This window comes from Algoriphagus formosus (genome assembly GCF_002807035.1).
GTDB classification, from domain to species: Bacteria; Bacteroidota; Bacteroidia; order Cytophagales; family Cyclobacteriaceae; genus Algoriphagus; species Algoriphagus formosus.
Map to the genome: position 1 here is coordinate 1,111,331 of NZ_NIUC01000001.1, position 21,123 is coordinate 1,132,453.

Below are 21,123 nucleotides of genomic sequence, written 5' to 3' on the forward strand. Positions count from 1 at the left end.
GTCTCTAGCCAACGTGAGTGCATCCACTCACGTTAAACTAACAACGTTTTTTGAATCGCATCACGTAGTCTTTCACCCACCCCCACTTCATCTGCAAATTCATTCCATCGCTTTACTACCTTTCTAACCTGATCGATCTTTTCATCCGGTTTTTTGATATTCATTTTTCGGGCAATTTCCAGAAAGTCAGAATCAGTGATTCCTTCCCTTTTTCCATTGACTTGAAGAGACTGACTACTTACCCAAAGACTTCCTGGACGATAGGCATGGCAAATATCATAAGCTGGTGAAAGCTTCCACTTTCCGCTTTGATCCATCAGAAATGCGAAGTTTTTGGTATGATCATCACAATTGCGGGCAAGCACATTGAAGACCATTCGGATAAATAGCTGCTCAGCTTCGGGGTAGCTTAGTCTCAGCATTCGCATGGTCTCAAATACCTGCTCGTAACTGTAGACTCCCACTTGATTGAAATCAAAATGACGCATACCGCAGAGACTTTGCATATGGATTTTCTCCCCACTATCCGTTCGATCAAAACGCTTGGTCATAAAGTGAGCCCGCCCATTTTCCTCCAAAAGCCGAGATTCATTCATTTCAATCCCTGCTTCCTTTGCCATCAGGTAATAAGCCATTTCGACCCTACCATAGCCCACCGAAGCTCCAAATTGAGAGTCATGGACCCCATCAAATTTGATCAACCAATAGGTAAATCCATTGGGTGCTTTAACCTGACCACTCTTCACTTCTCCGGTTTTGGGATTGAAAGCAATAACGGCCTTAGCCCTTGCCCCACCGGCTGAAGTCCCAATTTTGAGAATGTCCGCCATGGCTTCTTCCTCTTCTTGAGAAAGATCGGTTTGAAAGCTCTCCCGAGTATTTAGGATTTTATTGGCAATGGATACCAAGCTATCCAGCTCAAGGCTAGTTGATTTGCTTGCCTCTGTACGAAGTGAAGGCTTAATCTCCAAGGCACCCACTCCTCTTTTTCCGATAAAACAAAGCAATTCCACCGGGTTGAGACTGTCTGTTGGACGACCGTTTTGCACCAGCCAGGCATTGATGAGCTGATTACCGTATTTGTCGGGAAGCATATCCGCCAAAAGTCCAGGCAGTCCCTTGAAGGTATCAAAAGCATCATTTCTTCCTCTACGGATCTCCGGGAAAGAATACAAACGCTTCCCCTGCATAAGCGGCATTTTTATAGGTGCAATATCCCAGCCCGAGCGAAGAAAGCTCTGATCAAACTCAAAGCTTGCCAGCTGCTGGGATTCATCCCAAAGGATCGCTCCTGCCAGTCGATCCCAAAGCCAAACTTCTGCTGCAACTACCATTCTGAAGGACGATCATCCTCTGCAGCGATATCCGAATGCCTCACCCGCTGCCGCTGATTTTTCTTTTGGAGCTTAATATATTCGAGTGGACTAATCTGCTGACGCACCTCGAAAGCCTCCAGCAACTGCAACTCATCCAAAACTCGAAGCGCCTGAATCAAAGTCAGCAAATGAACCTTCTCCCCACGCTCAAGTAGACTAAGGGTGGAACGACTCATCCCCGCCTCCTTAGCCAACTCGTCCTGAGTCTTATTGAGGGCCATTCGCTTCTTTTTGATGAAGTCTCCAATCATCCGGAGTATGGCCATATCTGAAAGCTGCGCAATATCCATGCATTAAATATCATACATTAAATCAAATTTTACAAGTTAATGAATGATTTTTCAATCAAATTTTAGAATACAGATGCTAGCCAATAAAATCAAGATTTTAGGATATCTTTTTATTAATGAATTTTCATTCACTATACTAAAAAAAGATTATTTTGAGTGATTTATCATTCATTATAAATAAAAAATGAGTCTTATTTTTTAAATCCAAAAAGTCTAGAATCCTATATCTCGACTCTAATCTCTAACTTCTTGTCTCTAAAACTTGATCCTTCATAATTCAAAAATTCCTGCTCCACTCCCACTGCCACTTCCAGCCTTTTTCCTCCAGTAGAATCGGATGATAGGCCATCGCAGCTTTGGCGGTCGACGCATCAAAAAACCGCTGATCATCAGTCAAAATCGCCGTTTGTTCCCCAGACTGATCAGTCCGAATCAGATCCATCACCGAAGAAGGAATTTCTTTGGTATAGGCATTATCTTGCCTCAAAAGCGGATTTTTTAGACTCCAGTCCATTTCAAAACCGGGCACTTTCACCTCAGGGGCAGGAATATTTCGCTCCTTGCTTTGTATCTTCACCCAAGCTAAAAACTCACGGAGCAAGTCCAAACCCGGGTTATTGAGTTGACCGGGACGGAAATCCTCCGGCTCGATGGAAGAAATCACATGCAGCATTTTCCTAGCCCGAGTGATGGCGACATTCAGTCGATTTTCTGATCCAGACTTACCCAAAAGTCCAAAATTGGTCACCAATTTCCCCTCCCGATTAGGTGCATAGCCCAAAGACAAAATCACCTGATCAAACTCATCCCCTTGGACATTTTCGATATTCCTAACTTTAATGGATGCATCCTGTAAACCTTCTTTCCATAACAGTTCACGAATCAACTCCATCTGAAAATAATTGCCAGTCACAATTCCAATTGAGTCCTGAGGCTTATCTCTAAAAATCAACTGCGCACGTTTCACGACAGCCTCTGCCTCCGTTCGATTGATCTGATTTTCCCAGATCCCTTCAACCTTCTCCCATGAAAAAGGAGTCTTTCCAGCCTTGACAGTAGTGTAATTCGGCAAAGTCTCCAATCGATTTCCATAGAATTGTTCATTAGAAAAGTGAATCAAAGCCGGATCAGCGGAGCGATAATGCCCTCTCAACTGTAAATTCTCAAAGAAATGACCTGCCAGTTCCAGTAAAGACTCAGCTTCGTACTCCATCCCGTCCTCCTCAGTATCCCACTTCACCTGGTAAAAATCCGAAGGTCTCAATTGCTTGGAGTCTCCGGCCACGACTACCTGTTTTCCTCTCAGCATAGCCGGTAAACCCCTTTCGACGGGACATTGGGAAGCTTCGTCAAATATGACCAAATCAAAGACCTGACTTGTTGGAAAAACAGCCGAAACCGTCTCCGGACTACCCAACCAGCAAGGAAGTACCCGAAACACTTCATCTCCCAATTCCTCCACCAACTTGCGAATGGGCCATTTTTGGCGCTTTTTATTCACTTGATGAAGCAATTCCCGATAAGTCAGGCGATTACCCAAGCGATTGTATTCCAGATTCTCAGCCAACTGTTCTCGAAGCCTAAGTAAGGCCAAATGCCGGGCATTTTTTCGCTTTTCGAGAATGGCAGTTTTGAGTTCACCCATCTCATGGCTGAGACGCAAGGAGCCTATTTCACTCAAAACCGGATATCGTCGCTCGATCTCCCCGATCCATGCCAGTCGCCAACTATTCCAGAAGACCGCGATGAGTTCATTTAAGCCGAAATCTGAAAATTCCTCAAGCAAATCCATTCCTAATTCTCTGAATTGCCAATCCTCCAAAAACTGATCAAATCCCTTCAATTCCGCAAAAACGGAAGGCCAATTCAGTGGATTCTCTGGAAATACCTTTTCTAAACCCTTATCCATTATCTCCAAAAACTGCGAATCACTTACCCAAAGTCGATACGAAGCCAATTCTGGAATCAAGCTTTCAGACCAATTTAGGATTTGGTCTAAGGCTGCTCTAAATTCTGTAAAGGACAGTTCTTCCCAATCCAGCAATTCATGAATCTCAGAAACCGCTTCCCAGCTGTTCTTCCAGGCCAGGAGTTTTTCAACTTCAGTCAAATCAGCATAAAAATCAGCTTTAGACTCAAAAAATGATGTTTTGCGTAAATCCTTAAACTCGCCTTGAACTTGTATTTTTGATTCACACTCTTGCTTGATGGTGAGGAGGTTTTCTGTATTAAAGACTATCTCATTTTGCTTTAAAAGCTGAAAAACTAGAGGAAATTTAGACTTCGAAAATTTGATCTGAAGCTTTCCGAAAAAGCTTTGAGAAAGCGGAATCAAAGTATCCAATTCCATTCTCAATCCAGTCAAATCCGCACCCAACTCCAATTTCCAGTTTTGTGAAGTTGCGAGGGCACCAATCAGAAATTGACGGATTTTAGCTAGGATTTTTTGTTCCTTAGGATTGAAAACAAGGTTAAAGTTCGTCTCAGGATCTGCCAACCCCGTGAGAGAATTTTGGGTCTTTTGAATCTTATCCAAAAACTTAGGCTCAGACCAGATGGCTTGAAGGACACTCTTACCATTTTCATCCTTCAGAACTTCAGGAAGCTGTTTTCGATGATTTTCAATTCCATCAAGTGTATGAGAAATCTGAGCGAAATCTGTTGGCTGAACCGCCGAAAAAGAGATTCGATCATCCCAAAAGCCTCCGGAGAATCGCTTCTGATATCGCGAAAATATACTTAAATCCTGCTCAAAACTTTTGGCTTTTTCCAGGTCTAGTTGAAGCAAATGAGGATGGGAAAAAGTGGCTCGATTCAAATCCGCTTGCAGATAAAGCGCTTTGATCGGAATCCCTGCTGGCATATCATCATACAAAGCTGATCGCAACTCCTCAAACTTCTCAGAAAGTCTGGAAATGGTCTTGGAAAGCATGCTGAGTTCCCGCTCCAATTGGATCGCATCAATACCCCTGTTTTGGCTTTGGTAATCCTCAATAGCTTCAATTTGGTTTTTGATCTTTTGAAAAAGAGCTTTCTGATCACCACGAAAATCATGAACCAAAGCCAAAAACGAACCGAAACCGGCCTTTTCTAATCGTTCAAAAACCACGTCTAAAGCCGCTCGCTTTTGGGAAACAACCAGTACCTTTTTCCCTCTGGCGATGTAATCCGACACCAGATTAGCGATCAATTGAGACTTGCCTGTACCCGGAGGACCTTGGATCACTAGGCTTTTTCCTTGCCGAACTTTGATCAAAGCACTTTCTTGAGAAGCATCAAGCGGAAAAACCGGAAATAGGTTTTCCTCCCTGATTTGAGTTTCCTTTTCCTTCGAAAGGAAAAGATGCTGAAACAAATCTTCCAGTGAACTTTCGGAATAATGCTCCTTCAAGATTTCATAATCAGAAAAAAGAAAACTCCCCTTTTGAGCAAATTGACCTAAAACCGCAAAAGGTTTTAGGCTCACTTTTCCTTCGGAAAAACGCTCCTGATCGAGCGAAATCTGGGAAATTGGGAAAGGAATAATCTGGTCTTCCAGCAAGTTGGATTGTACCTGAATGGCAAAGTACTCAGGAATCATTTTGGCCAGGGCTGTCCGGAACTCCAGTGCATCCTTTGGTAGATTTTCCAGCAATTCATCCGAAAAGCTCTCTGGCAAGTGCTGATCGGTGGTATGTCTCCAGGCAAGCTGGAAAGCTGGATTCCACTGCCAATTATCCTCTGAAATCAAGGACCAAGACCCATTTTCCTTGCTAAGTTGAACCGGTTTCAACAACAAGGGACTTCGGACGAGCTGCCCGTTAATGAGTTTTCCTTCCACAAAAATCCAAGCCAAATAGAGACTCTGCTCCCCGGTTTCCTCCTGAGTCAACTGGTCTCGAAAAGCCATTCGGGAAAGCCCCTTTGAAACTTGATTGGCATCCGCAGATCGAGGATCTATATCTGGAGAGAGGATAATCTTCTTTTTGCCTTCGATAGACTTTCTGAGAATCTCAAAGGCAGGATCGCCGTTCAAAAAATCAAACTCCCGAAGGTCCAACATCCCGTACCCTTCCAATTTCGGTAAATACAAGGACCTATTTTTGGTGGATAGGTCTGTGAGCCGATTTAGGTAGGTTTGGAAGATAGAATCGGGCATTTACTTAGGGCTTGCTGAAAAACGCTATAATAGTTGAAAAGCTACCAGATGATCTCATTTTTTATTGAGTTTTTTTAGCCTGCGCAAGGTTATATAAGTAAAGTAGCAATTTTGAAATTATTAAGCTAGCCTCAGGCATACCATCTTCCTCGTTGGCCTTCGCTTGAAGTATAGGAATACAGCTACACTCGACCGCCTTGAAGCTGGCATACCTGAAACTTTTTCAGTGAGCCCTATTTAAAAGGCGAGTCTTTTTCTTTAGCCATCTGATTATAGACAATTCCATCGAGAATTCCCGGCATCCACTTATTCAGAAACACGGCCAACTTACCCTGAGATGTCAAGACAATATCACGCTTTCGCTTGATCGTCGCCTTCAAGATATGTTGCGCCACTTCCTCGGAAGTCATCATTTTAGCCTCATCCCGAGGGGATTCGCCCTGAGAAGAACCATCAGCTGTGAGTGCGGTATTTCGAATATTGGAAGCTGTAAACCCTGGAGCTACGACCAAGACATGAACGCCCTTTTTCATCACCTCTGTGCGAAGTGCTTCAAAAAAGCCATTCATCGCGTACTTACTGGCTGTGTAGGCTGTTCGTGCAGGCGTACCCCGATAACCATTGATAGATGAAATGCCGATGATTGAGCCTTTGGACTTCAAAATAGCCGGGAGACAAAACTTGGTCGCATAGACTGTTCCCCAGAAATTCGTATCCATCACCTTGCGAAAAACATCCAAATCCAAGTCCTGAAAGAGTGCCCGCATGGAGATTCCGGCATTATTGATCAGAATATCAATCTGTCCAAAATGGGAAAGCGTCTCCTCCGCCATTCGTTGATTGTCAGCCTCCGAACCGGCGTCAGCGAGAATGGGAAGAACCTCGAAACCCTGTGAACGGAGTTTCAATGCAGTATTTTCCAGCTTTTCAGGGTTACGGCCTGTGATGGCGAGTTTGGCGCCTTCTCGGCCAAATACCTCAGCGCAGGCCTCGCCGATTCCTGAAGTGGCACCGGTGATTAGAACGACTTTGTCTTTGAATTTCATAGCCGAAAATTAAGATTAAAGATAGGGAATCAGGAATCTTGGTGATAAAAAATATACTTGCCCAACTAGATCAGGTTAGGGTTTAGCTATTTAATACTATCCAAAGGATTCCAATCCTCCAAAAAACTATCGATTCACCTTCCAAACATGCCCTTCGGTATCCAACAATTCTTTGCCCCAAATGGGTAATTCTTCTTTGATCCGCTCCACCAATTCTTCACATGCATCCATCGCTGCTTTGCGGTGTTTGGAGGAGGTGAACACAAACAGGCAAATCTCCCCTACCTTCACTTCTCCCAAACTATGATAAATATGCATGCACGTTAATGGGTATTTCGCAAAAATTGCTTCTCGAATCTCAAAAGCCTTTTCAAGCGCCATTTCTTCATAGGCTGTATAATCTATCCCAATCACTTGACCCTCATCCTTTTGATCAGCACGTACTTGACCTAGAAAAATCGAGTGTCCTCCGATATCAGTTTTGCTTGCATGGTTTGCGATTGAGTTGGCAATTTTCTCAGGAGAAATAGTTCCCTTCACAAAAATATTCTTCGGTTTTCTGACTTTATCCATTACTTCTTGAGTTTGTTTTTAGCGCACTGATCCCGCCCTTTATGGAATAAGTAGCCTTGTCTGGAAAATGTGATTTGATCAATAGCGCTGCTTTTTGACTTCGGATTCCGGTTTGGCAAAAGAAAAAGATGGATTCGGCGTCTTCCAATTTTTCTAATTGCTGAGGCAAGACAGACATAGGGATTTTGGTCAAAGCTGAGCATACGAGCGGTGGCTCTTCTTCCAACTCACGCACATCGACCAACATGGTTCCGTGCCCTGCCCTTCTAAATGCATCGTCCCAGTCCAAAGTTTCTATGCCCTCACAAGCCAATTCGTAATTGATCGCCTGCAAGGATTCCCAATCAGCGGGCGCAGCAGCTCTTGCCTTAAAACTAGGGCTGATTTGCAAATCGTAAGTTTCGGACGTCAAGCTATTGAAATACAAAACCCGATTTTCCAAAACCTCACCCAATCCAGAGAGTACTTTGATTGCTTCTAAGGCCATCAAGTTTCCGATGACCCCAGGCAAAACTCCCAGCACACCCGTTTCGGAGCAATTTGGGATTTCTGCGGCCGAAGGCATATCGGGGAAAAGATCCCGGTATTGACAGGAATTACGATTCAGATTAAAGACAGAAACCTGCCCCTCATGCTGATAAATCGCCCCAAAAACCAAAGGCTTTTTAAGCAAAACGCAGGCATCATTGACTAGATAGCGAGTGGGAAAATTGTCAGAGCCGTCGATTATAAGGTGATGCGGACTTAGAATTTCTTTAGCATTGTCAGTGCTGATAAATTCGGAGATCGCAGTCCATTCAATATCGGAATACTTGGATTTAAAATATTCTACAGCCGCTTCAGCCTTTTTCTTTCCAAGATCCTTCTCTCCAAAAATGACTTGCCGATTTAGATTGGATAGGCTCACTTCATCTCCGTCTACCACGGTGATTTTACCTACCCCAGCAGCAGCCAAATAAAGTAAAATAGGCGAACCCAAGCCTCCTGCACCAATCACTGCCACAGAGGAATTTCTCAGTTTTTCTTGGCCTTCAGTACCAAACCCGGGCAATATAATTTGTCGTTCAAATCGATTCATAAATTCATCCTCCTGAAAAAGGCGGTAAAATGGCTACCTCGGCTCCAATGGGAATGATGGAAGGCTCAGTACAAAGTTTTTTATTTACGGCAAGGCTAAACTTAATCCCCTTCAAATCCGGGTAATTCTCATTCAAATGCTCAAGCAAGCGTTCCGAATTTCCTGGATTTTCAAGAAACAGTTCCTGTTTACCCAGTTTTTCCGCCGCCATCCCAAAAGCTTTGACCTTTATCTGATTTTCCATGTCGTTTGGATTGAGATTACTAAATTACACTTCATCATTTTATTAAACTAACCAATGGGATAATTGATCAAATTTCTTAGAAATCAATTTGATTATTGAGATTGCGTTTGATATTTGATCTGGAGCCAGGAGAATAGATCATTACATCAAGTCCTACAAACCACCGACCTACCTATGCTAAAGAACTATTGGAAGCTGAATTTCTTTCTTTTAATACCCTGTCTATTTCTCAGTTGTGACAATACCAACCTAGAGTCCGATCTTGAAAAAGACAATCTCAGTTCATACCCAAATCTAAGCGACAAACAGCTACTGGATACGGTACAGTACTATACCTTTCAATATTTCTGGGATGGGGCAGAGCCCAATTCAGGCATGGCACCGGAGCGAATTCATATCGATGGAAATTATTCTGACCAAGACCAGCATATTATCACCACGGGAGGAACTGGAATGGGATTAATTGGGATACTTGGAGCTATTGAGCGGGGTTGGATTAGTCGGGAGGAGGCAGTGGCTCGATTCGAAAAGATGCTTTCCTTTCTGGAAAAAGCCGATCGATTTCATGGGATTTGGCCGCATTGGCTGGATGGGAAAACCGGAAAAACCAAGCCTTTTAGCCCAAAAGATGATGGAGCTGACTTGGTTGAATCTGCCTTTCTGATGCAGGGACTTCTGGCAGTCAGAGAGTATTTCAAAGAAGGAAATGAGGCCGAAAAACAAATATCTCAGCGAATCCAAACCCTCTGGGAGGAAATGGACTGGAACTGGCACACGCAAAACGGTCAAAAAGTACTTTACTGGCATTGGTCACCCAATTTTGGCTGGGAGATGAATTTTGCTTTGGTAGGCTACAATGAAGCTTTGGCGACCTATATTTTGGCAGCAGCCTCTCCCACCCATCCTATCGATCCGGAAGTGTACCATCAAGGCTGGGCAAGGTCAGAAGGTATTCGTTCGCCAAAAGAAACTCCGTATGGTTTTCCCTTGCAGCTAAAGCATAATGGGGCAGAGGAATTGGGAGGTCCACTTTTTTGGGCCCACTATTCTTACCTGAGCATTAATCCCAAAGGCCTCAAAGATCAATATGCGGACTATTGGGAGGAAAACAGAAACCAAACCCTGATCAATCGGGCTTGGTGCATGGAGAATCCTAAAAAATTCAAGGGCTATGGAGCGAATCTCTGGGGCCTTACTGCTTCCTATTCGGTCAATTTCTATCATGCACATCGACCCGGGGATGATGTGGGAGTAATCTCCCCCACTGCTGCCATTTCCTCAATTGTCTACACCCCGGAGGAATCTATGAAAGTGATGCGGAATCTGTATGAAAACTATGGAAGCAAGGCCTTCGGACCCTATGGATTTTACGATGCCATGAGTCCTCATCACGACTATTTTCCACAACGTTATTTGGCTATTGATCAGGGACCTATGGTGACTATGATCGAAAACTATCGCTCAGGTTTGGGTTGGAAGTTGGTTATGAATGCACCTGAAATTCAGCAAGGTTTGGAAAAATTGGGTTTTACTTATGAAATCCCCAATTAGGACAGCATCAATTTAATCGATGCAAATAGGAGGACAAAGGCCAAAAGGTACTTCAAGGACTTAACAGAAAATCGCTTTGCACCCAAATAAGCCCCCAAAATCCCCCCTGCAACAGTCAGAGGAACCAATACCCACAATTCTTCCTTGAGCGGAAGCTCATAAATACTAGCTCCTAAAAAGCCTGCCACTGAATTCAAAAAGATAAATAAGGCACTCAGCGCAGCCGTCTCTTTTACTCCGGCCCAACCCAACATCAAGACAATCGGCGTAAGAATGATTCCTCCACCAATCCCGATCATTCCAGAAAGAAAGCCGATCAAAATCCCCAATAGCGGCCCCATCCACCAAGCCCGCTCGATCTTAACCTTATCAGCAATCGGGAAGACTCCAGCAAACTTAAGCGCGGGGAAAATCAAGAGTGCTCCTAAGACTTTTTTATAAATAGAGGCATCCAACAGGATGGTTCCCCCCAAATACGCTGCAGGAATGGAAAACAGAATAAGCGACCAAAACAAACTCGTCGGAAACTCCCCTGCCTTGCGGTAATTCAGAAAGGAAGCCATGGACACCATCATATTAAGGATCAAGGCAGTGGGGCGAATCTCCTCAGGGGCGAAACCCAACAAAGCCAAAATCATCAAATAGGAGCTTGCCCCTCCATGCCCGACCGAAGCATAAAGGAAAGCCGCAAAAGGCATCAGGAAAAATAGTCCGTAATAAATCAGATCATCCATTACCAAGGATAAAATTTCAAAAGTGTACCAGATTCAACAACAAATGACTCTTCCGGGATTTCTACAAATCCATCAGCAAGGCCAAAAGCTATCAAATTGAAGGATTCTTGCCCTTGAAGCACCTCCACTTTTCCATTTTGGATTCTTGCTTTTAAAAACTGGGTGAGCGTGATTTTCTTTTCGAAATCATGAGCCAAAGGAAGCTCTTGAAAATGATTCCAAGCCTCTTCATCTCCTTTCCAGGCCTGAATCACTGGTTTGGCGTACTGCAAAAAGCAGGAGAGCACCGAACCGGGATTTCCCGGAAGTGCGAAAACCATTTTACCATCCTTTTGTCCGGCATACAAGGGCTTTCCAGGTCTTTGCTTTAGCTTGTAGAAAAGTTGCTCCACCTGATTTTCTTCCACGGCATTTTTGACAAAATCATAGTCGCCAACAGAAATCCCTCCCGTGAAAATGATCAAATCATTTTGATCCAAAGCTTGAGCAAGAGTCTCAACTACAGCTTCTTTCTGATCAGGGACTTTGATCGCTTGGACTTCATCCACCTGCAGCTTTCTAAGCCAGGATTCTAAAGCAGGTCCGTTGGCATTGTAGATTTGACCGGCTTGAAGCTCATTTCCCAAGTCCTGAATCTCATTGCCAGTGATGATAATGGCAACTTTTGGAGCCTGATAGACAGGAACCTCTTTTACTCCCACCGAAGCCAAAAGACTGACTAGGCCAGAGGTGATTTTTGCGCCAGCCTCGGCGATGATATCTCCTTTTTTGCACTGTGTACCTCTGTAGCGAACATGATTTCCTTGCACCGCATCTTCGGGATTGAAGCGGATGCTGTTTCCATTTCGCTCTACTTTTTCCTGCATGATTACCGAATCAGCACCTGAAGGCATGGGAGCACCTGTGAAAATGCGAATCGCCTGTCCTTTCTCAAATTTTGGAGGTTCGGCAGCACCGGCAGCAGCTTCTCCGACCAATTCCAATTGACTTACTCCCTCTTCCCAAGAAAACGCATAGCCATCCATGGCTGAATTGTCGAAAGAAGGAACGTCTAATTGGGAGGAGATGGGTTTGGCTAAGAAAAATCCCTGAGCTGATGAAATGGGTAAAACTTGGACATTTTGCGACAGTTCAAGCTTCTGAAGAATCGCCTTCGCTTCGTTTACTGAAATCATTTAGCCTCCGATTTTGATCATACTTCGGTTTTCAATAGCCTCTGGATTGGCCTTGAGGTAATCCGGGTCAAACTGACCGCCCAAGGCTTTGTGCTTTCGGGAAATGGAAAGCCGGATGATTTCCTCCACGTCCTCTCCCCTTCTCAAGGCTCCCAAAAGGTCTAGCTCTTCCTTTCCAAAAAGACAATTTTTAATCTTGCCATCGGCAGTCAAGCGGATTCGATTGCAGCCAGCGCAGAAGTTTTCACTCATGGTGGTGATAAAGGCAAATGTCCCTTCAAAACCCGGAACCTTGTATTTCTTTGCGGTATCGTGCTTCTTATCTTCGAGCTTGACGATCTCGTACTTTTCCTTCACCAAATCCAGCATCTGCGCAGCAGTGACCACTTTTTTACTCTGCCAGTGATTTCCTGCAAAAGGCATAAACTCAATAAAACGCATGTGAATAGGAAGTTTCTCCGTTATCGCCACAAAATCACAAATTTCCTCTTCAATCAATCCATGAAGGGCAACTGCATTGACTTTGACACGAAAGCCTTCTCGAAGGAGCAGGAGCATATTTTCCCAAACCAGATCAAATTGATCTCTACGGGTCAGTTTCAAAAATTTTTCCCGGTTGAGGGTATCCAAGCTGACGTTGACTGATCGAACACCAGCTTTTTTCAACACTTCGATATGCTTGTGAATCAAAACCCCATTGGTGGTAAGGGTAAGCTCGACTGGGAAATCAGCCAATCGCTCTAAAATCTCTGGAAACTCTTTCCTCACCAAAGGTTCTCCTCCTGTCAATCGAATCTTTTTGACCCCAAGTCCTACAAAAGTCTGAGCCAAGGTCAAAATCTCCTCCTTGCTCATCAGTTTGGACTGAGGCATCCACTCCATCTCCTCCTGCGGCATACAATAGGTGCAGCGGAAGTTGCAATGGTCTGTGAGGGAAATCCTCAGGTAATCGTGAACTCGTCCAAAACTGTCTTGAAGCATTTTGCTAGATTAGGTAATTTTTTATCAGTAGAAAACTTAAAAAGGTTAAATGGTTTCAATGAGATTTCACCCTTTTCGATACTGCGTAGGAGTTAAAGATACATGCTTTTTGAAGAAATTGTTGAAATGAGTGACTTCAGTAAAACCTAACCCATAGGCAATTTCGGATACATTCCAGCTACTTTGCTTCAATAGAATTTTGGATTCCTGAAGGACCCGATCTGCTATCAGCTGAGAGGTCGTTTTCCCGGTCATTTCTTTAACAGCCCGATTGAGGTGATTGACATGAATATTGAGTTGTTCAGCAAAATCTGAAGGGCTTCTAATGCCTATGGACTGGTGGGTTTCATCGATGGGGAATTGTCTTTCCAGCAGTTCCAAAAAGATTGAAGCGATTCTCAGAGAAGCGTTTCCATGCTGGGTTTTTTGGATTTCTGCGGGCTGGAGTTTCATTCCAAAATGGATTAGCTCAAAAATCAGAGCCCGAAGGGCATCGTATTTGTATTTGTATTCGGAATTGAATTCAGCTTCCATCTTTTCAAAAATTCGCTCCACTTCTATCACTTCCTCATCTTCAAGTTCAAATACGTGAATTCCATTTGGATGAAACACCTCGTACTGCTGAATTTGCCCAAAGTTCATCAAGAAATGAGGATTAAAAATGCAGTAGATTCCTTGAGTATCTCGGGCTAGGTTATCCCATTTATAGGGGACCAAGGGGTTAGAAAAGGAAAGGGCCTGCTTTTTAACTTCATAGACACGGTCAGCGTAATGGACAGTGCCTGGCCCTTTAACAAGCATGATCTTGTAAAAATCCCGCTTTCTGTAAGGAACAGCCTTCATTTTCCCTTCTAAGTAGGGTTCAAGCCGGAAAATATTAAAATGACCTATTTCCGAAGCAAGACTTTCCGGAATCCAATTAAATTTTCGCTTATAAAATTCTTCCAGGCTTTCGTTGTTGTCCATCGGGTTACTTTTTGGCTGAAAATGAATTGCTAAACTTATACAATAGACTCAAGTACCCAATTAAATAATATTCGAAGTACTTGAGTAATTTGATTTAGCATAATGATTTTTCAAACTGAAGATAAATTAAATATTAAGTAATTGATAATCAATACTTAAGGACTCCAAGATATCATTAATTTTTAATAAAAATAATGGAATTGACTATAAGTAAATAAGTAAAATCAAGCTACAAATATCTCGGTTTAGGCACCTAGCATAACAACTAATTTCAAATCAAAACTTATGTAATTCAAACAATTATAGAAAAAGAATTTTCACCAATTCTTGAAATCAAAAAAAACCTAAACCAAAACAGAAAGGGGTAGTATTAATCTTCTTTGAATTATTACCTATCATTTGGAAAGCTTTCAAAACATTAGTAAGGAATTCATGTTTTGTATTATGAAATTAAACCCCTTACGTAATGAAAATGAACAAAATTACGGCATTTGCCGCCACCTTCCTTGCTTTGGGCCTATGGACAGCCTGTAGTGCACCAAAAGAAGAGACCACAGAAGAAACAGTGATGGAAACTGTAGAAGAAGCGCCAGCTCCATCCAATACCGTAGTAGATATCGCCATTGGTTCTCCTGATCACACGACTTTAGTAGCCGCAGTACAGGCCGCTGGTTTGGTGGAGACACTTAGTGGAGAAGGACCGTTTACGGTATTTGCTCCTACTAACGCTGCTTTCGAAGCACTTCCTGCTGGAACTGTTGAAGGATTATTGGAGCCAGAGAGCAAAGAAGCCTTAACTGGAATCCTTACCTACCATGTAGTATCAGGTAATGTAATGTCTGGTGATCTAAGCGATGGACAAGAAGTAACAACACTTAACGGTCAAACGCTAACTGTCTCTATCCAAGATGGAAAAGTAATGATCGGAGGAGCAACTGTTGTAGCCGCTGACCTTGCAGGAACAAACGGTGTGGTACACGTGATCGACACTGTACTTCTACCAGAGTAAACTCATAGAATCCAAAATGATCAGAAAGCCGACTCGGATAAGTTGGCTTTTTTTATGCTGTTTGATTTTTATAGGTATTGGTTTGAAAAATGTATCTTTTTCAGCAATTATCAGTTGATTTTTGTATTCTAATTCTCCCAAAATCATTTTGACCATGAAAAAAGCCACACTATTTCTCCTCGTTCTTATTTCGTTCATAAACTTCACTTACGGACAGTCTTCACAAACTGAAAATGAAGTTCTCGAGCTATCCATGCTCAAATGGAAATGGATGGCTGAAAAGGATGTGGACCAGTTGGAAAAGCTCTTTGATCCCCAGGCTAAATTTGTGCACATGAGTGGCACCTGGACTACTCCAAGAGAATTAGAAATAATCGAATCGGGAAGCATATGGTACAAAAATGCAGAGGTGCATGATTCAGCAGTTGAATTGTTTGGAAACACTGCTGTGGTTTGGAATAGAATTACCCTCACGGCCTTTGTCCGAGGTAGTGATGTAATTACCGAGTTCACCGTTACTGAAGTATACCAAAAGCAAGACAGTGACTGGAAAATGCTCGCATTGACCTTTAGCAGTGTACGGGATACTCATCAAATTGAGAAGTAGGCGAACAGTTTATTTGAATTCAGTAAGAACTAGCCCACAATAAATCATTAACTTGAGTATCAAATTTTAGAATTATGGCTTTATTCAACCTGACAATCAACGGAATATCCAAGCAAGTAGATGTGGACCCAAGCACTCCCATTCTTTGGGTTTTGCGAGACCATTTGGATTTGGTAGGCACCAAATTTGGCTGCGGCATCGCACAGTGTGGAGCCTGTACCATCCATTTGGACGGAAATGCAGTTCGCTCTTGCCAATTGCCTGTTTCTGCAGCAGAAGGGGCATCGATTACCACCATCGAAGGTCTTTCTGAAAAGGGAGATCATCCAGTCCAACAGGCTTGGATGGAGCATGATGTACCACAATGCGGCTATTGTCAGGCAGGACAGATTATGACAGCCGCTGCTTTGCTTCAGCAAAATCCTAACCCTTCCGACGATGAGATCGAAAATGCCATGAACGGTAATATCTGCCGCTGCGGAACTTATCTCAGAATCAAAGCTGCCGTGAAAACTGCCGCACAAAACCTTTAATCCTGAATCGCCATGGCAACTTTAGATAAAAAATTAGACCGAAGATCCTTTTTGAAAGTCTCTGCCCTAGCAGGTGGCGGGATGATGCTCAGCTTTAGCTGGTTGGCGGGGTGTAAGCCAACAGCAGAGGAAGCAATGGGCTTACCCAAGGAGTGGTTTGAACTGAACAGCTATATCAAAATCGGAGAAAATGGGGCTGTAACGCTCTTCTCTCCCAATCCAGAATTTGGTTCCAATGTCAAAACCTCCATGCCGATGATTTTGGCTGAGGAATTGGATACCGATTGGAAAAATGTCTTTGTAGAGCAGGCTGACTTTTATCCTGAAAGATTTGACAGACAATTCACCGGTGGAAGTCAGGGAATCCGACAAGGTTGGACTCCACTGCGCACAGCAGGTGCAACTGCCAGAGCTATATTGATTGCTGCTGCCGCACAAACCTGGAATGTCCCTGTTTCCGAAATCACCACTTCAGCTGGAATGATTGAGCACAAAAACAGTGGTAAGAAGGCTCATTATGGGGAAATGGCAAGTCTTGCTGCCACCTTGGAAGTCCCTGAGGAAGTCTCCTTGAAAGACATCAAAGACTTCACCATTATCGGAAATTCGAAGCGAAATGTAGATGTAGAAAAAATCGTGAGTGGAAAGCCGCTTTTTGGTATTGACCACAAAGTAGAGGGAATGAAATATGCAGCAATCGTCCACCCTCCGGCTTTTGGGATGCGGCTAAAATCCTTTGATAAAAGCTCCGTAAGTGGAATGCCTGGAATCTTGGATGTTTTCGAAGTAAAGGTATTCAAGGACGATTATCAGCGAAACTTTTTTGACACAACGACTTTCCCTGAAATCGTAGCCATCGTAGGAAACTCCACCTGGGAGGTAATGCAAGCCAAGAAAAACCTAGCAGTAGAATGGGAAAATGCGCCCGAATCTTCCTTCGAGATGGCTGGATTTGGAGGACGTGGAAGCTCCAAAATGACCGTTCCTGCAGGATTGGAAAACACAAGCAGCCATAAAGAACGAATGGCTGAGTACATCCAAAAACCCGGAACAGTTGTCCGAAAGGATGGAGACCCAGAAGGAGCCTTTAAGAAAGCTGCAAAAATCCTTGAAAAAACCTACACAGCTCCATTTCTGGCTCACAATACCATGGAGCCTATGAATTGCTTTGCTGATGTCAAAGCAGATCAAGCCATGATTTACGGACCTACTCAAGCACCAGAATTTATAATGAATACGCTTTCGAGTAGCTTAGAAATGCCCAAGGAAAAAATACAGATCAATCTGGCCCGAATGGGGGGAGGTTTTGGAAGAAGGGCCTATTCTCACCACATGGTAGAAGCTGCTTTGATTTCTCAAAAAATCCAAGCTCCAGTCAAAATGGTGTATACACGGGAAGATGATATGACTGCAGGAGTCTATCGCCCCACGTATTCAGCGACTTATCGCGCAGCTTTGGATGAAAACAATAATCTATTGGCTCTTCATGTCAAAGCAGGGGGAATTCCTGAAACTCCTCTCCATGCAAACCGATTCCCCGCGGGTGCCATCGACAATTATATGGCTGAGGCTTGGGATATCCCTTCCAACATTACCATAGGTGCTTTCCGAGCTCCCAGATCCAATTTTATTGCGGCAGCGGAGCAGAGTTTCTTGGACGAACTCGCCGAGGTCATGGGTAAGGATCCTATTGAATATAGATTGGAATTGCTCAAACGAGCCGAAACCAATCCTGTCGGACAAAACAATGACTATGACCCTAAACGCTATGCGGGAGTTTTAGAGCTCGTAAGGGAAAAATCGAATTGGAATACGCCTGCGCCAGGAGTTCATCGTGGGGTTTCGGCTTATTTCTGCCATAATTCTTATGTGGCTGAGGTGGTGGATACCGTGATCAAAGATTCTAAACCTGTTGTCGAAAAAGTCTTCGCCGCAGTGGATTGTGGGATTGTAATCAATCCGGATGCAGCCATCAATATGGGTGAGGGTGCAATCATCGATGGAATCGGTAATGCCTTTTTCGGAGAATTAAGCTTTGAAAATGGGGTTCCGAATAAGACCAATTTTGATCGGTATCGGATGATCCGGCAAAAAGAATCTCCCAAATCCATCGAAGTGCACTTCGTGGATAGCAAGGAAGACCCGACCGGGCTGGGAGAACCCTTCTTCCCTCCTGTTTTTGCAGCTTTGGCTAATTCACTTTATAAGGCCACGGGAAAGCGCTATTACGATCAGCCTTTTGCACCTCAATTGGAAATGCAAAATCTAAAAATGTAGAGTCTAGCATTTCCAAAATCGAAAAGAGACAAAATAGAAAACACCCAAAAATTAGCTTTGGAGCAAATTTTGGGTGTTTTTTTGGTTTATACTTTCCAAAAACTCAAGGCATAAACATATTCAAAAGCGAATATTCTATTTTTATTGTAGATTCAATCCTATGAAACTTATCTGGCTAGGGCCTATGCGTAACATCTTTCCCATTATTTTCCTTTTCACATTCCTTTCCTCCTGTAATCAGGAGCAAGAAGGCTCAGGCGAAATGGAAAAAGAGTCTTTTGACTCATTTTTCACCACCCAACTGGGAAAAACTTATCAACTAGCCGAGCCCTCTGAAAAGCTGATTAGCCAATATGAGGAAGCTAAAGCTAATTTTGAGGCTAATCCAGAGGATGTAGAGTCGCTCATTTGGTATGGAAGGCGGACCGCCTACCTTGGGCAGTACAATCAGGCTATTGATATTTTTTCTCAAGGAATTGAGACCTTCCCAAAAGAACCAAAACTCTACCGTCATCGCGGACACCGCTATATTTCCATAAGGGAATTTGATAAAGCTATCGCCGATCTAGAAAAAGCTTCAGAACTCATCCAAGGAACTCCTAATGAAATCGAACCGGACGGTATGCCTAATGCGCTTAATATTCCAGTGAGCTCTCTTCATGGGAACATCTACTATCACTTAGGCCTAGCTTATTATTTAATAGGGGAATATGAAAAGGCCTACGATGCCTATTTGAAATGCAGGGAAAGTGGATCCCATTACGACAATATTGTCTCCAGTACCCATTGGCTATATATGATTCAGCAGCGAATGGGAAATCCTGCTAAAGCCGATTCACTTTTGGCACCCATCCATGCTGACTCCACAGTCATCGAGAATCAAAGCTATGCTGACCTCTGCAAACTATACAAAGGTTGGGTTCCGGTAGATTCACTCATACAGCAAGGACCTGGTGGCAATCCATCCAATGATGCGGTTCGGTATGGAGTAGCCAATTGGTATCTCTACAATGGGGACACTTCACGGGCCAAAAACATGATGGAAGGTCTCTTAGAGACGAATTCCTTCGCTTCCTTCGGCTACATTGCAGCTGAACAGGATTGGATCCGTATGTTTAACCAAAACTAAAAACCAATGAATCCCGACGAAAGAATAGCTAAAATGACTTTTGGTTCGGTCTATCCTCACTATGTAAATAAGGTTGAAAAGAAGGGACGCACTCAAGATGAATTGAATCAAGTGATATCATGGCTTACTGGCTTTTCTTCTTCAAAAATTCAGGAGCTGATTGATAAAAAGGTCACTTTTACTAAGTTTTTCAAAGAGGCGCAACTCCATCCTAATGCCAACCAAATCAAGGGTGTGATCTGTGGATACATAGTCGAAGAAATAGAAAATCCTTTGACCCAAAAAGTCAGGTACCTTGACAAATTGGTAGATGAATTAGCCAAAGGCAAAAAAATGGAAAAGATTCTAAGAAGCAGTTGAAAAGCTCCATCTCAAAATCACCCGAACAAACTAGAAAACAGTCGATAACCGTCATTGGATCTGGAATTATCGGTTTGACTTCGGCCATTGCATTGCAGGAGGCGGGATTTAGGGTACAGCTTTACGCCAAGGAGAAATTTGGACACACACTTTCCCATAAAGTGGGAGCTGTTTGGTTTCCATACACCATCGAACCAAAAAAGAAAACCGATCAATGGGCAGCTGTCAGCTACGAACGCTATAAGGAAGAGTCTGCCTATGCTGAGGGCGTCTCTATGATTCCATTTTTAAATTCCTATAAAGACCTAAGCGAGGAAGAATGGGTAAAGCATTTGCCGCCTGGAACTGTACGAGAAGCCGCCTTATCGGAGCTGCCCAATGGCATGGAAAAAGGTCTGATCGCTGATGTACCTTTAGCCGAACCTCCCCGCTACCTTCCGTATTTATTCCGAAAGTTTTTAGAAAATGGAGGTGAATTTGAATTGAAAGAATTCAAAACCCTCGAGGACCTAGCTTCGCTGGATAACTGGGTGATCAATTGCACTGGCCTTGGTGCCAGAGAGCTCTGCAGAGACCAAAATCTACATCCCATGCGCGGACAGATTTTACGTGCCGAAAAAATGAATATTCCTTCCTTTGCTGACCCTATCCGAAAAGGAGCTTTAACATACATTATCAATAGAAGCCAAGATTCCATCATTGGAGGAACTGATTATGAAGACGACTGGAACGAAGAGCAAGACCCTAAAGACACTCAATTAATTTTGGGACGATTGAAAAGCTTTGGCATCCAATCAAGTCCCCAAGTAATCGAAACACTAGTCGGACTAAGGCCGAAAAGAAAAGCAGTGCGTTTTGAGTTTGATGAAGAATTCCCTCAGATTTTTCACAATTATGGTCATGGAGGTGCTGGATTTACTGTAGCATGGGGCTGTGCTTTAGAATTAGCCGAAATCCTCCATCGCAAAATATCAGGGGAATAATGGATCCAAGGCTAGGTTTGAATGAACTGAATCTTGAAATATTTGCTTCTCTATTCGAACGAACATCAAAATT

The 21,123-nt window shown here is 43.3% G+C and carries 19 protein-coding genes; 8 read left to right on the top strand and 11 right to left on the bottom strand.

All coding sequences use genetic code 11. The features are described from left to right. Positions 1-32: 32 nt before the first annotated feature. The 7 genes from CDH51_RS04910 to CDH51_RS04940 form a co-directional block, all read right to left on the bottom strand. Positions 33-1,334 (bottom strand): type II toxin-antitoxin system HipA family toxin, encoded by a 1,302-nt coding sequence (locus CDH51_RS04910; RefSeq protein WP_100627499.1) that lies wholly within the window; start codon positions 1,332-1,334, stop codon positions 33-35. Continuing rightward, positions 1,328-1,666, bottom strand: coding sequence for a helix-turn-helix domain-containing protein (locus tag CDH51_RS04915; RefSeq protein WP_100627500.1), 339 nt, complete (start codon positions 1,664-1,666; stop codon positions 1,328-1,330). The genes CDH51_RS04910 and CDH51_RS04915 overlap by 7 nt, the downstream gene beginning before the upstream one ends. A gap of 277 nt (positions 1,667-1,943) precedes the next feature. Further along, positions 1,944-5,804, bottom strand: a complete 3,861-nt coding sequence (locus CDH51_RS04920) for an AAA domain-containing protein (RefSeq protein ID WP_100627501.1) — start codon at positions 5,802-5,804, stop codon at positions 1,944-1,946. A 233-nt stretch (positions 5,805-6,037) separates the two neighbouring features. Beyond that, entirely contained in the window at positions 6,038-6,850 is an 813-nt protein-coding gene (locus CDH51_RS04925) for an SDR family oxidoreductase (protein WP_100627502.1), read from the bottom strand. Between the two features lie 126 nt (positions 6,851-6,976). After that, positions 6,977-7,423 (bottom strand): molybdenum cofactor biosynthesis protein MoaE, encoded by a 447-nt coding sequence (locus CDH51_RS04930; RefSeq protein WP_100627503.1) that lies wholly within the window; start codon positions 7,421-7,423, stop codon positions 6,977-6,979. Continuing rightward, positions 7,416-8,501 carry a HesA/MoeB/ThiF family protein gene (locus CDH51_RS04935; protein WP_100627504.1) on the bottom strand — a complete coding sequence of 362 codons (1,086 nt, stop codon included), beginning with the start codon at positions 8,499-8,501 and terminating at the stop codon, positions 7,416-7,418. The genes CDH51_RS04930 and CDH51_RS04935 overlap by 8 nt, the downstream gene beginning before the upstream one ends. Positions 8,502-8,505: 4 nt before the next feature. Then, a complete protein-coding gene (locus CDH51_RS04940; protein ID WP_232724746.1) occupies positions 8,506-8,745 on the bottom strand; it encodes a MoaD/ThiS family protein in 240 nt (79 codons plus the stop codon). A 174-nt stretch (positions 8,746-8,919) separates the two neighbouring features. On the opposite strand from CDH51_RS04940, the gene CDH51_RS04945 reads away from it, so the two are divergent. After that, positions 8,920-10,296, top strand: coding sequence for a glucoamylase family protein (locus CDH51_RS04945; protein ID WP_100627824.1), 1,377 nt, complete (start codon positions 8,920-8,922; stop codon positions 10,294-10,296). On the opposite strand, the gene CDH51_RS04950 is transcribed toward CDH51_RS04945, so the two are convergent. From CDH51_RS04950 to CDH51_RS04965, 4 genes are all read right to left on the bottom strand, one after another. After that, positions 10,293-11,030 carry a sulfite exporter TauE/SafE family protein gene (locus CDH51_RS04950; protein WP_100627505.1) on the bottom strand — a complete coding sequence of 246 codons (738 nt, stop codon included), beginning with the start codon at positions 11,028-11,030 and terminating at the stop codon, positions 10,293-10,295. The genes CDH51_RS04945 and CDH51_RS04950 overlap by 4 nt on opposite strands. Further along, positions 11,030-12,205 (bottom strand): molybdopterin molybdotransferase MoeA, encoded by a 1,176-nt coding sequence (locus CDH51_RS04955; protein WP_100627506.1) that lies wholly within the window; start codon positions 12,203-12,205, stop codon positions 11,030-11,032. Before CDH51_RS04955 ends, CDH51_RS04950 begins: the two co-directional genes overlap by 1 nt. Beyond that, entirely contained in the window at positions 12,206-13,186 is a 981-nt protein-coding gene (gene moaA, locus CDH51_RS04960) for a GTP 3',8-cyclase MoaA (RefSeq protein WP_100627507.1), read from the bottom strand. A 66-nt stretch (positions 13,187-13,252) separates the two neighbouring features. Beyond that, positions 13,253-14,152, bottom strand: a complete 900-nt coding sequence (locus CDH51_RS04965; protein ID WP_100627508.1) for a helix-turn-helix domain-containing protein — start codon at positions 14,150-14,152, stop codon at positions 13,253-13,255. 466 nt (positions 14,153-14,618) lie between these two features. On the opposite strand from CDH51_RS04965, the gene CDH51_RS04970 reads away from it, so the two are divergent. The 7 genes from CDH51_RS04970 (at position 14,619) to CDH51_RS05000 (ending at position 21,050) form a co-directional block, all read left to right on the top strand. Continuing rightward, complete coding sequence (locus tag CDH51_RS04970; RefSeq protein ID WP_198514261.1) at positions 14,619-15,161, top strand: fasciclin domain-containing protein; 543 nt, start codon at positions 14,619-14,621, stop codon at positions 15,159-15,161. 154 nt (positions 15,162-15,315) lie between these two features. After that, the gene (locus CDH51_RS04975; RefSeq protein ID WP_100627509.1) at positions 15,316-15,768 is read left to right on the top strand and encodes a nuclear transport factor 2 family protein; all 453 of its coding nucleotides are present in this window, start codon (positions 15,316-15,318) and stop codon (positions 15,766-15,768) included. A 74-nt stretch (positions 15,769-15,842) separates the two neighbouring features. Next, the gene (locus tag CDH51_RS04980) at positions 15,843-16,301 is read left to right on the top strand and encodes a (2Fe-2S)-binding protein (RefSeq protein ID WP_100627510.1); all 459 of its coding nucleotides are present in this window, start codon (positions 15,843-15,845) and stop codon (positions 16,299-16,301) included. A 12-nt stretch (positions 16,302-16,313) separates the two neighbouring features. Next, positions 16,314-18,578: a xanthine dehydrogenase family protein molybdopterin-binding subunit gene (locus tag CDH51_RS04985; RefSeq protein WP_100627511.1), complete on the top strand. Its 2,265-nt coding sequence runs from the start codon at positions 16,314-16,316 to the stop codon at positions 18,576-18,578. A gap of 160 nt (positions 18,579-18,738) precedes the next feature. Then, a complete protein-coding gene (locus CDH51_RS04990) occupies positions 18,739-19,707 on the top strand; it encodes a tetratricopeptide repeat protein (RefSeq protein WP_100627512.1) in 969 nt (322 codons plus the stop codon). A gap of 6 nt (positions 19,708-19,713) precedes the next feature. Beyond that, positions 19,714-20,067, top strand: a complete 354-nt coding sequence (locus CDH51_RS04995; RefSeq protein WP_100627513.1) for a DUF2200 domain-containing protein — start codon at positions 19,714-19,716, stop codon at positions 20,065-20,067. Further along, positions 20,064-21,050, top strand: coding sequence for an FAD-dependent oxidoreductase (locus tag CDH51_RS05000; protein ID WP_232724747.1), 987 nt, complete (start codon positions 20,064-20,066; stop codon positions 21,048-21,050). The genes CDH51_RS04995 and CDH51_RS05000 overlap by 4 nt, the downstream gene beginning before the upstream one ends. Positions 21,051-21,123 lie beyond the last annotated feature (73 nt).